At 44.0% G+C, this 16,171-nt stretch carries 17 protein-coding genes; 12 read left to right on the plus strand and 5 right to left on the minus strand.

Translation table 11 applies throughout. The annotated features are described in order from the left end of the window. Genes CI597_RS10995 through CI597_RS11025 form a run of 7 tightly spaced genes read left to right on the plus strand, consistent with a single transcriptional unit; the run spans nucleotide 1 to nucleotide 6,826 of the window. The gene (locus CI597_RS10995; RefSeq protein WP_024728756.1) at nucleotides 1–2,079 is read left to right on the plus strand and encodes a BglG family transcription antiterminator; all 2,079 of its coding nucleotides are present in this window, start codon (nucleotides 1–3) and stop codon (nucleotides 2,077–2,079) included. Next, nucleotides 2,073–2,741: a class II aldolase/adducin family protein gene (locus CI597_RS11000; protein WP_024728755.1), complete on the plus strand. Its 669-nt coding sequence runs from the start codon at nucleotides 2,073–2,075 to the stop codon at nucleotides 2,739–2,741. The genes CI597_RS10995 and CI597_RS11000 overlap by 7 nt, the downstream gene beginning before the upstream one ends. A 12-nt stretch (nucleotides 2,742–2,753) precedes the next feature. After that, nucleotides 2,754–3,761 carry a dihydroxyacetone kinase subunit DhaK gene (locus CI597_RS11005; RefSeq protein WP_024728754.1) on the plus strand — a complete coding sequence of 336 codons (1,008 nt, stop codon included), beginning with the start codon at nucleotides 2,754–2,756 and terminating at the stop codon, nucleotides 3,759–3,761. A 20-nt stretch (nucleotides 3,762–3,781) separates the two neighbouring features. Beyond that, nucleotides 3,782–4,405 carry a DAK2 domain-containing protein gene (locus CI597_RS11010; protein WP_024728753.1) on the plus strand — a complete coding sequence of 208 codons (624 nt, stop codon included), beginning with the start codon at nucleotides 3,782–3,784 and terminating at the stop codon, nucleotides 4,403–4,405. Continuing rightward, complete coding sequence (locus tag CI597_RS11015) at nucleotides 4,386–4,955, plus strand: BlaI/MecI/CopY family transcriptional regulator (protein ID WP_143266082.1); 570 nt, start codon at nucleotides 4,386–4,388, stop codon at nucleotides 4,953–4,955. Before CI597_RS11010 ends, CI597_RS11015 begins: the two co-directional genes overlap by 20 nt. Nucleotides 4,956–5,002: 47 nt before the next feature. Further along, nucleotides 5,003–5,536, plus strand: coding sequence for a hypothetical protein (locus CI597_RS11020; protein WP_143266083.1), 534 nt, complete (start codon nucleotides 5,003–5,005; stop codon nucleotides 5,534–5,536). 42 nt (nucleotides 5,537–5,578) lie between these two features. Beyond that, nucleotides 5,579–6,826, plus strand: coding sequence for a leucine-rich repeat protein (locus tag CI597_RS11025; protein WP_024728750.1), 1,248 nt, complete (start codon nucleotides 5,579–5,581; stop codon nucleotides 6,824–6,826). A gap of 283 nt (nucleotides 6,827–7,109) precedes the next feature. On the opposite strand, the gene CI597_RS11030 is transcribed toward CI597_RS11025, so the two are convergent. From CI597_RS11030 to CI597_RS11040, 3 genes are all read right to left on the minus strand, one after another. Further along, a complete protein-coding gene (locus CI597_RS11030) occupies nucleotides 7,110–8,492 on the minus strand; it encodes an MFS transporter (protein ID WP_024728749.1) in 1,383 nt (460 codons plus the stop codon). A gap of 45 nt (nucleotides 8,493–8,537) precedes the next feature. Continuing rightward, nucleotides 8,538–9,551, minus strand: coding sequence for an inositol 2-dehydrogenase (iolG, locus tag CI597_RS11035; RefSeq protein WP_024728748.1), 1,014 nt, complete (start codon nucleotides 9,549–9,551; stop codon nucleotides 8,538–8,540). Nucleotides 9,552–9,770: 219 nt separating this feature from the next. Beyond that, nucleotides 9,771–10,466, minus strand: coding sequence for an adaptor protein MecA (locus CI597_RS11040; protein WP_235824607.1), 696 nt, complete (start codon nucleotides 10,464–10,466; stop codon nucleotides 9,771–9,773). A 260-nt stretch (nucleotides 10,467–10,726) separates the two neighbouring features. Between CI597_RS11040 and CI597_RS11045 the strand changes: the two genes are divergently transcribed. Further along, entirely contained in the window at nucleotides 10,727–10,924 is a 198-nt protein-coding gene (locus CI597_RS11045) for a hypothetical protein (RefSeq protein WP_022261266.1), read from the plus strand. A gap of 45 nt (nucleotides 10,925–10,969) precedes the next feature. On the opposite strand, the gene CI597_RS11050 is transcribed toward CI597_RS11045, so the two are convergent. After that, nucleotides 10,970–11,656, minus strand: coding sequence for an N-acetylmuramoyl-L-alanine amidase (locus CI597_RS11050; protein ID WP_024728746.1), 687 nt, complete (start codon nucleotides 11,654–11,656; stop codon nucleotides 10,970–10,972). A gap of 118 nt (nucleotides 11,657–11,774) precedes the next feature. After that, nucleotides 11,775–13,214 (minus strand): alanine/glycine:cation symporter family protein, encoded by a 1,440-nt coding sequence (locus CI597_RS11055; RefSeq protein WP_024728745.1) that lies wholly within the window; start codon nucleotides 13,212–13,214, stop codon nucleotides 11,775–11,777. Between the two features lie 140 nt (nucleotides 13,215–13,354). On the opposite strand from CI597_RS11055, the gene CI597_RS11060 reads away from it, so the two are divergent. From CI597_RS11060 to CI597_RS11075, 4 genes are all read left to right on the plus strand, one after another. Then, complete coding sequence (locus CI597_RS11060; RefSeq protein WP_081723901.1) at nucleotides 13,355–14,410, plus strand: L-threonylcarbamoyladenylate synthase; 1,056 nt, start codon at nucleotides 13,355–13,357, stop codon at nucleotides 14,408–14,410. A 12-nt stretch (nucleotides 14,411–14,422) separates the two neighbouring features. Further along, on the plus strand, nucleotides 14,423–15,304 hold the full coding sequence (gene rpiB, locus CI597_RS11065; RefSeq protein ID WP_081723900.1) for a ribose 5-phosphate isomerase B: 882 nt from the start codon (nucleotides 14,423–14,425) through the stop codon (nucleotides 15,302–15,304). A 202-nt stretch (nucleotides 15,305–15,506) separates the two neighbouring features. Beyond that, nucleotides 15,507–15,743 (plus strand): AtpZ/AtpI family protein, encoded by a 237-nt coding sequence (locus CI597_RS11070; RefSeq protein WP_024728742.1) that lies wholly within the window; start codon nucleotides 15,507–15,509, stop codon nucleotides 15,741–15,743. Further along, nucleotides 15,724–16,158 carry a hypothetical protein gene (locus CI597_RS11075; protein ID WP_024728741.1) on the plus strand — a complete coding sequence of 145 codons (435 nt, stop codon included), beginning with the start codon at nucleotides 15,724–15,726 and terminating at the stop codon, nucleotides 16,156–16,158. The genes CI597_RS11070 and CI597_RS11075 overlap by 20 nt, the downstream gene beginning before the upstream one ends. The last annotated feature ends 13 nt before the right edge of the window (nucleotides 16,159–16,171 follow it).

A 16,171-nucleotide genomic window follows, 5' to 3' on the forward strand; every position in this document is an offset into this window, starting at 1 on the left:
GTGTATTTAGACGAAAGAGGCTATTTAGTATTAAAAACAATTGTAAATAATCCGTCTATAACTGGAAAGGAAGTGGAGCAGTCATTAGATTTGTCCAGGAAGCAGGTCAGCTATACGATGGATAAGATTAACCAGTACCTGGCGGATAACGGACTGCCCAAGATAGAAAGACTGCGCACCGGGAAATTTGTGATACCGGTTCCTGTGCTGGAACAGTACCAGACCGAGGATATCGGGATCAAAGACAGTACCTATGTGTACTCCGACAAAGAACGGGGAGCTCTGATCTTCCTGATCCTTCTGTGCACAAGGGAAGAATTATCAATTTACCATTTTACATCAAAGCTGGATATCAGCAAGAATACATTTTTGATCGACGTTAAAAAACTGGAGGAAAGGCTGGCGCCGTACGGCCTTGGAATCCATTACAGCAGACAGGACGGATATCATCTGGCCGGAAGTGAGTTCTGCAAACGGGAGGCCATGATCCCTATTGTGCGGCAGATCTTAAATATGCCGAACGGGCAGGAAGCCATTATGGAGATTTCCCAGGTCGATCCGGAACTCATGGAGCAGGTGCGGGGGCAGATCAGTGAGATTGAGAATAAGTTAAAGATCCGTTTCACCGATGAAAGGCTGAGGGAACTTCCGTATATCCTCTGTCTGGTGCTGATTCGCATCAAGAAAGGGAGAATTCTGGAAGATCTTCCTGAGTCCTTCCAGCATATCGCCGGAACAAAAGAGTATTCTGTCATGGTGGAGTTTGCAAAAGAGCACGACGTGGCATGGCAGACGGAAAAGATCTTTTTTGCCGCGCAGATTCAGATTTCCAACTATCACAGTTTCCAGTCGGATAATTTGAGAAGCGAAGTGGAGATCATGGAGGCGGCCAGACAGGTCATCGACAATTTTGAGAAGATTATATGCGTCAACATCAAGGAGCAGGACATTCTTCTTGAAGCGCTCTTTCAGCATGTGAAGCCGGCGTTTTACCGGGTCAAATACCACTATCATATTGAACAGAGTATTGTAGACATGGTACTTCCGAGATACAGTTCCCTGCACGCCATGGTAAAGAGATCCATGAAACCGCTGGAGGAACTGGCGGGAAGTGAATTTCCCGATGAAGAGCTGGTTTATATTACAGCGCTCTTCGGGGCATGGCTTCAGAGAGAAGGAATCCTGGACATAGAAAATCAGAAAAAAAGAGCTGTGATCGTCTGTGCCAACGGGGTGTCGGTTTCCAACTTCTTATTTTTCACACTGCGGGAGCTGTTTCCGGAGATCGAGTTCCTCACATGCCTTTCTATGAGGGATTTTACCGAATACAAAGAAGAATTTGAATTAGTCTTTACTATGGTCCGGCTGGAGACGGATAAACTTCAGTTTCTCGTAAAACCATTTCTCGATGAAGCCTCCAAGCATAAGTTCAGGGAAAAGGTGCTGAGTGAGATTAACGGTATTATGCCCCATGAAGTGGATGTGACAGAAATTGTAAGGGCTGTGGAGCAGCACGCAGTCATTGAGGACCGGGACGCGCTGGTCAGAGAGATAAACAGAGTCTTAAACCCTGTAAATGTCCAGGGAACTGCAGAAAGAACAGCGGAGATAAAAGAACAGCCCATGCTGGCAGATGTACTTACAAAGGAAACAATTCGGATATCAGAGAAGCCGATGGAATGGGAAGATGCCGTAAGGACGGCGTCGGCTCCGCTGCTTGCACGGGGAGATATCGAACAGCGCTATGTGGAGCGGATGGTCCAGATCATCCGGGAAGATAAGCCATATATTATGATCGCTGACGGAGTCATTATTGCCCATGCGGGAGTGGAGGACGGAGCCGGGAGGATCTGCATCTCTTTGTTAAAGCTTCCGGAAAGGATTGACATCAATGGGTACCTGAACGCGGATATTGTCATAGTTCTTGGGACTCCGGATGCCACCAATCATTTGGGAGTGCTGTTCCAGCTGAATGAGATCCTGGAGGACCCGTCTGCATTAAAGAAGCTGAAGCAGGCAAAACAGCCGGAAGAGATCCTTACCATTGTTCAAAAAGAAAAGGAGAAATCATTATGTTAGAATCATTAAAAAAGGATGTAGTTCAGATTGCAAAAAGAGCTCAGAAGGACGGACTGTGCAAGCATTTGTCCGGAAACTTCAGTGCCAGGGATAAAGAGACAGGCTATGTAGTCATCACACCGACTCAGGTGGACAGAGAACTTCTCACGGCAAGGGATATGGTTGTCTTAGACCTGGATGCCAATGTCATCGAGAACCTTTCCGGGCTGCGTCCGACCAGTGAGTCTTTAATGCATTTACAGATTTATAAGACGAGACCGGAGGTCAATGCAGTTGCGCATACACATTCAATGTATGCTACCACCTTTGCGGTGCTGAAAAAACCGATCCCGGCTGTTGTATACGAAGTTGCCAATTTAGGAGTGAGCAAATCCAGAATTCCGGTGGCTCCATACGGACGCCCAGGTTCCACGGATCTCTCCGACAGCGTTATTGAACCAGTTCAGGAAGCAGATTGTTTCCTGCTTCAGGGACACGGCGCCGTTGCCGTAGACAGCAGAGAAATTTACGATGCTTACCTGAAAGCCTCCTATATTGAAGAACTTGCTCAGTTATACTTCAATTCTCTCGTTGCAAACAGAGGACAGGAGCCGGATTACTTCCCTCCGGAAGAATTACAGAGCTGGGCATATCCTTCACAGATTAAATTCCCAAATAAATAAGGAGTGTGAGAGATGAAGAAAATTATCAATGAGCCGGACAATTATTTAAAGGAGATGCTCAGCGGCATCTATATCGCACATGAAGACATGGTGACCTGCACAGACGGTGACCTTCAGTGCCTTGTGTCTAAACACAAAAAAGAAGGAAAAGTCGGCATCGCCACAGGAGGCGGTTCCGGTCATCTTCCTTTGTTCCTTGGCTATGTTGGAGAAGGCATGCTGGACGGCTGCTGCGTGGGTGACGTATTTCAATCTCCGAGTGCAGATCAGATGCTTGCCGTGACAAAAGAGATTGACAGCGGGGCAGGCGTGCTCTATATTTACGGAAATTACAACGGAGATATCTTTAACTTTGATATGGCGGCCGAGATGGCAGACATGGAAGAGGATATCCGTGTGGAGACCGTTCTCGGAGCCGATGACGTGGCTTCTGCCGGTCCTTCCGCACCGGGGGAGAAGAGCACCCGCCGGGGAGTGGCAGGTATTTTCTTTGTATTTAAGTGTGCAGGAGCTGCAGCAGATAAAATGATGGATCTGGACAATGTAAAGAGAATTGCAGACAAAGCCAATGCCAATGTTCGGACTATGGGAGTCGCTCTTACCCCTTGTGTGGTGCCGAGAGTTGGTAAAGCAGGATTCTCCATCGGCGAAGATGAGATGGAGATCGGCATGGGCATCCACGGAGAGACCGGTATCAGACGGGGAAAAATTGAGCCGGCGGACCAGATTGTAGATGAGATGTTAGGCCAGATCGTTGCGGATCTTCCTTATGAGAGCGGCGATGAGGTGGCTGTCCTCGTAAACGGCCTTGGAGCCACCACTTTAGATGAACAGTATATTGTGACCCGCCGCATCGATAAGGTGCTCTCAGAAAAGGGAATCAGTGTTCACAGATATTATGTGGGAGAGTATGCCACAGCACTGGAGATGGCAGGATTTTCAATCTCTCTTCTGAAGCTGGATGATGAGCTCAAAGAAATGCTGGACAGTGATGCGAAGACACCGTTCTTCCGCCAGTAAGTGAGGAGGCAGAATTAGGAATGGATAACAGTTATTTAATCAGGCTTTTGAAAGAAATCAGTGACATCATGGCAGAAAACAGGGATCACCTGATTGAGATGGACAGCATTGTGGGAGACGGTGACCTGGGACTTACGATGGGAGATGGATTCAAGGCTGCCTATGAGAAAGCTGCGGATGGGTCCGTTACAGATGCCGGAAAGCTTTTATACCAGGCCGGAAAGGCCATGGCATCTGCCGTGCCGTCTACGATGGGTACACTGATGGCGTCCGGCCTGATGCAGGCGGGCAAAGTCCTGAAGGGTACGGAAACGCTTGAAAATGCCGATGTGGCAAAGATTTTTGAGGCCTATGAAGCAGGTGTTGCAAACCGCGGAAAAGCCAAAGTGGGAGAAAAGACGTTCATTGACGGTATCCACCCGGCGGTGGAAAGTCTGAATGCCGCTGCGGCATTGGGTGCTCCCTTGGAAGAGATGGCAGCCGGTGCAGTGAAAGCAGCAGAGGACGGATTTAAGAGTACGACTACTATGCTTGCGGTTCACGGACGCGCCGCAACCAGGGGAGAGGCTTCCAGAAGCCTTGAAGATCCGGGAGCTTATGTGGCGGTGCTTATTATGAAGGCGTTTGAGAAGAGTACAAAATAAACAGAATGTGCTAAGGAGAGACCGGTCCTGCAAAATATTGCAGGATCGGTTTTTTGTATTTTTCTTATTAAAATCCAATTACTTGAAAAAAAGAATCTTTCATGATATAATAGTAAAAATAGTTGTTGAGAAGTTGAATAAAATAAATATATTGTGGAGAAATGTTTTAATGATAGAAAGAGATTTAACGAGCAGAGAAATATGGATTATGAAGTGTATATGGGCTAATCCCGGGGGGATGACATTACAAGATCTCCAGAAAGAACTAAAAGAAATATTTGATTGGGAAATAAAAAGATCTACGATACACACCTACCTGACAACGATAGAAGGAAAAGGATATATAGAAGTCGAGAAGAAGGGAAGAAACTTAATTATGAAACCGTCTATCAGCGAAGAAGAACATAAGAAAGAGCAGGCAGAGAGGATGATCAGCTTTTGGTATGACGGGTCAAGACAAGGACTTATTAAAACACTGGTAGGGGATAATATTTCTCAAGAGAGCGGGCGGCATCTTATGGATGTATTGGATGAACTGGAAGAAATATAAGAAAAAATATAAAACAGTTGTAAGAGTCTTTACTGAGATATACAAAATTGATAAAAATTATGCTCTGTTTGGCGATGGCAATAGTGCTTACTGTTTGTTATGTAATGCCAAGTCAGGCAGCGAATGAGTCAAAAAATACAGAAACTGCAGATACAAATGAAGATCTTGATACACATGTTGATGATGGAGTGCCAGGAATTATGGAAGAAGATGATTTTGATACTCCGGAGAAATATAGAAAGTATTTAGAGGAGCATCCTGAACAGCAAGTTGAGACTTATGCTGCAAAAGCGTCCGCTAATCATAATGTAAAAGCAACAGCAACGTTACGTTACAAAATTCAAAATTTACCATCAAAAAATGCCATACAGAAGACTTATATAGGTTCTACTTATATTTATGTTATACAAAGAGTAGGAGCCAATTCATTGTTATCTAGGTGTACGATAAATGGGAATTTTGGGAAAAGCACAGAAACAGAAGGCATCCAGTTAAAAGGGAATCTGGTCTATTTCGGTATTTGTGATAAGAGTAAGGCAGACCCTGCATGCATATACTCAATTAATAAAAGTGCTTTTTAAACAAACTAAACAAAAAATTTTAAGAATGTGGAGGAATAAATAATGATTAGAAAAAAGTTTTATAGTATTTTCATGAGCCTAGTGCTATTATTTTCAATGCTTTCTTATACACCAATGGTTAGTGTAAAAGCGTCTCAATTAAGGTATGGAGATTATACATATCAGATTCAGACAAATGGTAGTAAAGAAAAGTACATTTATATTACGGGATATAGTGGAAAAGGAGTAAATATTGTATTGCCAAGTCAAATTAATAATATAAAAGTAACGACTATTTCAGAAGACTTATTTAAAAACAATGATTTGGTGAAAAGTATAACATTATCAAAAAATATAAAAGATGTGTATGGCAGATATTTTAAAGAGATCAATCATTTAGAGGAGTTAAAAGCAGTAAAAGAGAATCCATATTATACTTCTTCAGATGGAGTTTTATTTGATAAAAACAAACGTGAGTTGGTCTGCTATCCAAGAGCAAAAACAAACAAGAACTATTCGATTCCGTCAACAGTAAAAGAAATACAATCAGATGCCTTTGCAAATAACTCAAGTTTAGAAAAAATTGTTTGCAATAAATTAATGGATGCTATTCCAGATGATTTTGCAGCAGAAAGTAATATTAAAACAATCGAAATGGGCAAGAATATTCAAAGAATTGGAGAAAGGGCCTTTTATAAATGTAAAAAACTTAAAGCAGTAAATTTGAGTAAAGGTTTAAAATATATAGATGATGAGGCTTTTCGTGAATGTACGGCTCTTACCAGCATAAAACTTCCATCCAAGTTAAAAAATATTAGATTTTGGGCGTTTAGGAACTGTAAATTACTAAAGAAAATCACAATTCCGGACAGTGTTACATTTATAGAGACATGTGCATTTGAAGGATGTCCTGCGAAATTAAAAAAACCATCGTATTTAAAGAAAAATAAATTGGAACTTGGGGGATATGAGTACAGAGCAATCGCAGCGGTGAAAATTCCAAGAAAGGGGAAAGACAAAAAAGTAAAATATAGAGCTTCCAAAATCACAAAAATTACAACTTTAAAAAAGAACATAAAATTAAAAAAGGGAAAGAAGAAAAAAATTTATACGAGGATCTATGTCTCTAAAAAGAAGAAACAGGGCTATTTAGATTATTCTATTTTAAAATTTACTTCTTCAAATAAGAAAGTTGTCAAGGTAAGTAAGTACGGAAATATCAAGGCGCTGAAAAAAGGGAAAGCCACTATTACAGTGAAACTCAGAACTTCCGGAAAGTCTTATAGAATTAAGGTGAGGGTAACAAAGTAAGCTTATAAAGGCAAATAAGGGCTTCTTTGTCATCGGCATAAGAGATAACCGTGACAAGAAACTTGTTATTTTCTTGTTTTTATTCCTGAGGGATCAGGAAAAGCAAATCCGGCCACGGCAGTGTTTGTCAGAAAAAAACAAAGTGTGGAGACTAAGTAATTATTACAGTGAGTAAATAAAACTTAAAGCTTTCATAGTCCATAAAAGAAAGCACTATTCTTTGTAATTCGCCAATATGGGAATACACTTTCAAAGAATAGTGCTTTTTTATGAAACTTTTCGTCTATAATTCTCCTCTGGCCTCACGATCAAGCAATTCTTTCATAATAGAATCATATCGTTTATCCAACTTGTAAAATGCAAGCGTAACGACTGCAAGGGCTGCGACGAGTACCGGGCCGATCTTGTAAATGTTGATGATCATATTCAGTGCGGAACCTGGCTGTGTCACGGAACCGGCAGCAGAACTGACATAGCCTGACAGAGAGAGCAGTCCGGTCATGGCGGCGGATGCCACACCTGCGCCTACCTTTGTTCCGATGGAACCGCCTGCGAAGATCAGACTTTCCTGGCGGACATGGGTTTTCCACTGTCCGAATTCCACTACGTCACCGACCATTCCAAATACAGCTGCGTTCAATGGGGCCAGGCCTATAGCGCGGGTTACACAGCTCATGACTATCCATGGAAAACTGTACGGATTCAGGAAAAACAGAAGCTGTCCTGCCAGTGCGATAAATGCTCCGGCAAATGCAACATTTCTCTTGCCGAATTTCCCGATCAGCGGGGCGCATGCAAAGATACAGCCTACTAAAGTCAGAGTCTCTGTCATAAACAATGCACTGTACATCCAGGTATCATTGTGGAAAATATATTTACAATAGTAAGGAAGAATTGTCCCTGAGATACCGAAGGATACACTCTGAAGCATCCAGAGCACAAGTACTGCCCAGAAATACTGGTTTGTTACAAGGGCTTTCAGGCCTTCTTTCAGAGGAACGCTTTTCACTTTTTCTTTTGCCGCAATGACAACGGTTTCTTTACATTTCAGAAAACAGTTGATGAGCAGTATCAATGCAAGAACTGCCCAGATGGACATGGTCTTTACCCACGCGGCCTGATCGTCTCCGAAAAGCTTTACTAATGGGAGAGTAAAAGTTACGGCTACGATACGTCCGATTGGAGATAGTCCCATCCTCACAATACTCAACATATCCCTCTCGGAAGAAATTCTCGTCATCATGGCAGAGAGACTTCCGTAAGGAAGATTGATGGCTGTATAACAGATTGTGGTACAGAAGTTATATGTAACAAACAGGTAAACTGCCTGAACGATTCCGGTCGTGTGAGGCACGGTGAAAAGAAGGACGGCGGAGAGCGCATATGGTATGCTCATCCAAAGAATCCACGGCCTTGACTTTCCCCATTTTGAGTTTGTGCGCTCTACGATAATACCCATGACCAGGTCAGATACCCCGTCAAACAGCCGGGAAAGAAGCATAACCAGTCCGACAGTAGCCGGATTGATCCCAACATAATCCGTATAAAAAAGTGTGAGTAATGTACCGATCATTCCAAAGATCACGTTACATGCCACGTCGCCGCCGGCATAAGAGATCCGGGTTCCCCAGCTTAATTTGTGGCCCTTGACATAGTTTTTTTCCATTTATTTTTCTCCTTATTTCATCTGGTATATCGAAAAAATTCCTATTTATACCGTGATTTCAGAAATTTTTACAGGGCGGTGTTCTTCCAGTGACTTTTTAGCCGCAAGCCCCATGAGTACCGGCTCAAGTCCGTCCATAACTCCGAGTGGTGTTTCTGTGTCTTTTTCGATGGCATCGATAAAGCATTTGATTTCTTTTGCGTAAGCTGCCATGTAGCGCTCCAGGAAGAAGTAAAGAGGTTTTTCTCCGGTTACTCCTTCTGCATTGCTGATGACCGCTGAAGATGCGGAGTCATTCGCTGTTGCGACCATTCCTTTTGAGCCGAATACTTCAGCTCTCTGATCATAGCCGTAAACTGCTTTTCTGGAGTTGTCGATGACTGCGATCGCACCGTTTTTCATTTTTAAGGTAATGACTGCGGTGTCTACATCTCCTGCTTCGCCGATGGCCGGATCTACCAGGACAGCTGCCTCGACGTAAACTTCTTCCGCATCGCATCCTGCGAGGAAACGTACCATGTCAAAGTCATGGATTGTCATGTCTAAGAACATTCCTCCGGATACCTTTACATATTCTGCACTCGGCGGTTCCGGATCTCTGGATGTCACTTTAATGATCTGTGTCTCACCGATCTTTCCGGCAGCAACTGCATCTCTGACCGCTTCAAAGTTGTGGTCAAACCGGCGGTTGAAGCCAACCTGGTATTTCACACTGCTGTTTTTTAAAGCATCAATTACTTCCTGAATCTTCTTTACGTCATGATCGATCGGTTTTTCACAGAAGACATGTTTTCCTGCCTTGATAGCTTCCACGGAGATCGGAGAATGTGTATCTGTGGAAGAACAGATCAGCACTGCATCAATTTCAGAATCATTCAAGATATCTTTGTAATCCTTGGTTGTTTTTTCAACGCCCATCTCTTTTGCCCATACTGCTGTTTCCTCTGTCATAAAAGGATCTGCAAGTGATTTAACCTTTGCGTTGCCAACCTGTGTACAGATGCTTTCTACATGTACTCTTCCGATTCTTCCTGCCCCGATAATACCTACATTTACCATAATAAAAACTTCCTTTCTTATATTGAACTTGTTTGATTTCTCTATGAGTTAATCATATCAGGACAAAGATATAACCAAAACCTGTACTATTTTTGGATTTGATAGTATTTTTATGTGAAAATTATGGGAGAGTTCTTTTTGTGTCTTTTTTTTAGAACAAAAAACAAAAAAGAAATCCGCATTACACGATGCGGATTCCTTTTTATTCGTTATGTTAAGTTAAAATTCGGCTATCTGCCGGATCGCATCCTCAGAAAGGATGGTTTGAAAATGTTCATTAAATAAAGCCTTAGTCGCATAAGTATTTGGGATACGTTTGCTGTACTCTGAAAGTCTGCTGCGGACTTTCGTAAAATCATACTTGTTGTCCTCGGCAGACAGGCAGAGATAATAACAATTATTTTCGGTATCTTTATATAAGCGGCTTTCATGCGGAAAGCTAAGCACCAGTTTTGCTGCATTAGCTACTTCTTCCAGAGAAGAAAAGCAGTATACGTCACAATTGGAATCCATTATGGCCAGGTGCACTGCATCAGCCAGTTCGGACAGATCGCTGTCAGAAGCATCGTCAAGGAAATTGAGAACTCCGTCGGAATCTTCCAGATTCATATTGCCGGATGAAAGCTTTGAGTTGACTAATTTCTCGTAACGGTCGTTAAACTGATCGGCGTCTTCCACTTTCGTGACGACGAGGATCAGACATTCCTGGGAGACCGGGATCGCTTCTACCATAAGAGGAATGTTATTGGTCTCAAAACCTAATTCCTGAGAAGCTTTCTTCATCAGTTCGCGGAACAGTCCTTTGGCCTTATCGGAACCAAATGCCAGTTCATTGAGCAGTGTCTCTTTTCCAGCAAGGTCAGCTTTATTCAAAGTACATCGGATTTGATTGTCACTAATTCGTTCTATCTTCATAGTCATCACTCCCTTACTTTATATTATAGTATAGTATCTGAATGCATATGTGTAAAGTGTTTCTGAACAACTTACAAAAATATACAGAAATACTTGAAATTATTTACAGAATTTGATATTATAAACTTACAGCATATGGAAAAGAGCTCTTTCCTGCGCTGAGGCGCCGCATCTTCACTGCCTTTTCGGCAGTGTCTTAAATTTATATATCATAGCACTTTTCTGGCTCATTTCACAAACATTTCAGAATGGAGATTATCATGGGACATCGCAGTGATTTATTGGATTATTTAGAACTTGGATTGGCAGTCCAGGTCGATGGAATACCCGTAGACAACAGCAATCAGGAACAAATGGATCTTATGCTTGAGGAAGATGATTCCTACATGAAAGACTTCATTGATGATGAGAAAGGGGAGATCTGTGCCGTCTACTATCAAAAAGTAACCAATCATTAAACAATGCGTCATCTATACCAGTAGTATCTCAATTAAGCCAAGGGATTATTTCTCTTGGCTTAAATAGGATTGAATTCCCTTATAGATGGCCTGTGCTGCTTTTTCCTGATAGGCTTTATCCTCAAGTTTCTGCTTTTCTTCTTCATTGCTTAAAAAACCGCACTCTGCGATGACAGTCACATAAGGATTATCCCGAAGAAGGAAGTAATCGCTGTTTGCTTTTGCCACTCTGTGGTTGTCTGGATCCAAATTTTCCACCAGAGAACTTTGCACGCAGTCGGCAAGCTGTTTTCCTTTTTGAGAACCCTGATAGTAAAATACCTGTGCACCGTGCACTTCACCGCTGGGATAGCTGTTCTGATGAACACTCACCACAAGGACCGGCTCGGCATCAAAGATGATCTGCTTCCTGTTGGAGAGATCGGAAACTTTTACATTGGTCGTGCTGGTGGCCAGATTGTAGTCGCCGTCCCTGGTCATTTTTACCTTGAATTTTTTTTTCTCCAGGATCGTTTTTAATTTTTTTGATATGGCCAGATTGATGTCTTTTTCCAGCACATCTCCGCTGCCGACTTTGCCGGGATCATTGCCGCCGTGTCCGGGATCGATGATGATGACATTCTGTTTCCCAATCGTCTGGTTTACAAAGATGGGAAGGGTGATCGAGGAAATATAGAGCAGGACGATGATACAGAAGATTGCACCCCCTAAAAGTTGTTTGCGATATTTCATTTGGAGACCTCAGGACTTTTGTAATATTATATTCAGAAGAAGGCCTGATATATGAATGAGTTTTTTTACCATTATTTCTGTCACGTTTTAAAATGCGTTCCTCCAATAGTGGTAAAAACTATCGTTTAAAATCGGAACGTCCCAGGTATTCGCTGGTCATTTTTACGACTTGGTCCGACAGCAGTGTGATGGAGATCAGATTCGGTATGGCCATCAAGCCGTTAAAGGTATCCGAGAGGTTCCAGACAAAGGACAGGTGCAGGATGGAGCCTAAAAATATAAAATAAAGAAAGACAAGTTTATAATTTGTGACGGCTTTTTTTCCAAATAAATAGGCAGCCGCCGTCTCGCCGTAAAAGGACCAGCCGATGAGGGTGGCAAATGCGAAGAATACGATGGCGATGGATACGAAGGCAGAGCCCCAGGAGCCGAAGACTGTGGAGAAGGCAGCGCTGGTCAGGGGGACTCCATTGGGCAGTGAATCAAAATGGATTGTAGTGCCCTGGGCCGCGTCCAGAGCCATGGCTTTTAGATAAGTTCCCTCGTCATAGACGCCGGAAGTGAGGATGGTAAGGGCTGTGATCGTACACATCACAACGGTGTCGGTAAATACTTCAAAGATACCCCACATGCCCTGGACTACGGGTTCTTTTGCATCGGAATTTGTATGTACGGTGACGGAACTTCCCAATCCTGCCTCATTGGAGAAGACTCCGCGGGAGATTCCCTTTTTCATGGCAATGGTGATCCCGTAGCCAAGGACGCCTCCTCCGGCGGCTTTTGGTGAGAAAGCACCGTGAAGGATCGAATGGATGGTAGATGGAAGCCGGTCTATGTGGACAAAAATAATAACAATACAGCCCAGTGTGAATAAAGCAGCCATTACCGGGATGATTTTTTCTGTCACGCCGGCGATCCGTTTGATTCCTCCCATTATGACAAAACCTACCATGAACAGGGTGACAAGACCTGTGATTACTGGGGAGATTGAAAAAGCAGAAGAGAGTGCGGATGCCATAGAGTTTGCCTGTGTCATGTTTCCGATCCCGAGAGAAGCGAGAAGGCAGAATGCTGCAAACAGAGCGGCCAGCCATTTTGCGCCGAGACCCCGTTCCATATAGACCATGGCACCTCCGGCCCATTTCCCGTTTTTGTCCCGGTAACGGTATTTCATTCCGAGTGTGATTTCCGCATAATGTGTCATCATTCCCAGGATGGAAGAAATCCACATCCAGAAGATGGCTCCGGGCCCTCCGGCAGTGATGGCAGTGGCAACCCCGGCGATATTTCCGGTTCCCAGGGTCCCGGCCAGGGCAGTGCAGAGAGACTGAAACTGCGAGATAGAAGCGGAATCTTTTGTTTTTCTTACCTCGGATTTTTTCAAAGAGGACAAGAGCGTGGAAGAAATCCACAATCGAAAATGTCTTAACTGGAAGCATTTTGTTCTAAGCGTAAACATCAGACCGACACCTAAAAAACAGGCCAGCATAGGAGTTCCCCAGATAAAGGAATTGAATGCATTATTCAGACGGCTGATCAGAGTAAATATTTGAACCATATATCAAACCTCTTTGTGATAATTAAAGTATTATATTCAGCCAAGCAGCAGGTTTATGATTTATGGCGGAAAACTCCTTGCTTTATTTTTCAGCAAAAGTTTGTTATAATAATTATTAATAGGTTTTTCTCAGAAGAAGGATGGGTTTTATGAAGACAATTGTGAGAAACGTTGAGAACAAGGACAATAAGGAAGCGATCCGGGAAGCTGCCGGGCTTCTTCGGGAGGGGAAGCTGGTAGCTTTTCCCACGGAGACAGTCTATGGACTTGGAGGCAGTGGCTGGATGGAAGAGGCTGCTTCCAAAATCTACGAGGCAAAAGGGAGACCGTCTGACAATCCTCTCATCCTACATATCGGGAGCATGGAGATGATCGATGAGATCGCATCCTGCGTACCGGGGCCGGCCAAAAAAGCGATGGAAGTTTTCTGGCCGGGTCCGCTGACCGTGATCCTGCCCAAAAGCGACAGGGTTCCGTACCGGGTTACCGGGGGACTCGATTCCGTAGCCGTCCGGATGCCCAGTCATCCTGCGGCATTGGCCCTGCTGAGAGAGACGGGTGTTCCTGTGGCCGCGCCCAGCGCCAACACTTCGGGAAGGCCCAGTCCGACAAAGGCGGAACATGTGGTAGAAGACCTGGACGGGAAGATCCCGATGGTATTGGACGGTGGGAAAGTAGAGGTCGGTGTCGAATCGACGATCGTTGATTTTACCGGAGAAGTACCGGTCATTTTAAGGCCGGGAAAGATTACAAAAGATGAACTCGAGAAGACTCTTTTGACAGAGGTGCTGATGAGCACTCCGTCAGTCAAAGAGGATACAGTGCCCAAGGCACCCGGAATGAAGTACAAGCATTATGCGCCGAAAGCTCAGCTGATTCTTATCCTTGGGGAGGACATAGAGAAAGTTGTAAAGGAGATCACCAAAAGGGTCCATGACTGCCGGGAGCAGGGCATGAAGACCGGAGTTATCGCCACTGAAGAGACAATGGGCGATTACGATGCAGATGAGGTGATCTCTGTGGGAAGCCGCAGCCATATGGAGACAGTGACGGCAAACCTCTATGACGTGCTGAGAGAGTTTGACCACATAGACGTGGACGTGATCTTTTCAGAAGGATTTGAAGGTGAAGAGTATGAAGAAGCGGTGATGAACCGTCTGGCTAAAGCAGCGGGACATCAGGTGATCCGTGTTTAAAAGGAGATTAGTTTGAAAAAAATTATATTTGTAAGTACGAACAACACCTGCCGCAGTTTTATTGCGGAATCGGTGCTGCGGAAATATTTAAAAGACGCCCACAGAAGAGACATCCAGGTGGAGTCCAAGGGACTTGTCGTATTATTTCCGGAGCCGGTACACACAAAAGCAGCAGATCTGGTCAGGAAGAGCGGGATTGAGATCGTAGATTTCAAAGCATCCCAGCTTACGCAGGAAGATGTGGAGACTAGTGATCTGATTCTCACTATGAATGATAAGCAGAAGGAAAAAGTACTGGAAGACTATCATGGATATAAGGAAGTGGCCACCATCAACGAGTATGCCAACCATGAGGGGGCGGTCATTGATCCTTACGGGATGGATGACGAAGACTATGAACATTGCTTTGTACAGATTACACAATTAATCCATAAAATCTGGAACCATAAGTTAGGAGGAAATGAAATGATAGGTATTGGATGCGACCACGGCGGGTATGCGCTGAAACAGGCGGTTATTAAGCACCTGGAGGAAAAGGGGCACGCGGTAAAAGACTACGGATGCTACTCAGAGGAATCTTGTGATTACCCGGTATACGCGAAAGCAGTGGCTGAGGGTATACTGAAGGACGAAGTGAAACAGGGGATTCTGATCTGCGGAACAGGCATCGGCATTTCCATCACTGCCAATAAGATCAAAGGCATCCGGGCAGCGCTGTGCGCAGATACATTCAGCGCAAGAGCCACAAGAGAACATAACAACGCCAACATTCTGGCGCTGGGGGCAAGAGTTACCGGAGAAGGCCTGGCACTGGATATCGTGGACACATTTTTGGAGACAAAGTTTTCTAACGATGAGCGTCATATCCGCAGGATCAATATGATCGAGGATTAAATTTTCAGGAGATATTATACGGCATGGACAGCACGCGCGGCTTCTGTGCCGTATGCTTTTTTGTTCAGAAAACAAGAAAGAGAATAAATACCAGATAAATATGGAAATAATAGCTACTGTACGAAGCTTTTTTCCTAGCCATAATATGTTTTGGATGATATAATTACAAAGTGTGGATAGAAACTTTTTCAAGGAGGTCTTTATGAAGATCAATAAGGACATTGTCCGCTCATTATCTTTGATAACACAGCTGGGAATCACGATTCTGACATCGACATTTCTGTGCATGTTTTTAGGCCTTTGGCTGGACCGAAAGTTTTCTACCCATTTTTTTATCCCGTTATTGATTCTGGGCATTGGAGGAGGACTAAGCGGTGCCTGGAAACTCATAAGGAATGTCAGTGAAGACGAGGAGGGTGATGATAATAGAAGAGCTTAAAGAGATCAATCCTGTCCTCTTGGAATTGCTGGCCGGATTGGGGATCTACGGTGCGGCGGCCGGTGCAGCCGGCATGGTCACATCAGGGGGATCTCTGTATTTTCTGGGAGGGATCCTTGCGGGGCTGTTTCTTGCGGCCTGTCTGATCCTGAATATGTATCTGACCATTGATACTGCACTGGATCTGGATCCTGAATCTGCAAATAAGTATATGGTAAGGCGGACTCTGGTCCGCAAGTTCCTGACTGTCCTTGCGGCAGCCGTTGGGATTAAGATCCATATGCTGACATTTTCAGGGATCATACTTGGAGTTTTGGGGATTAAGATAGCGGCATATCTGCAGCCATTGATCCACCGCCGTGTATCGGAAAAACGATCCGGCAGGAACGAAGAAGTAAAAAGTAGAATGGATTAAAAAGGAGGGAATG

The organism is Anaerostipes hominis (ex Lee et al. 2021), assembly GCF_002270485.1.
GTDB lineage: Bacteria > Bacillota > Clostridia > Lachnospirales > Lachnospiraceae > Anaerostipes > Anaerostipes hominis.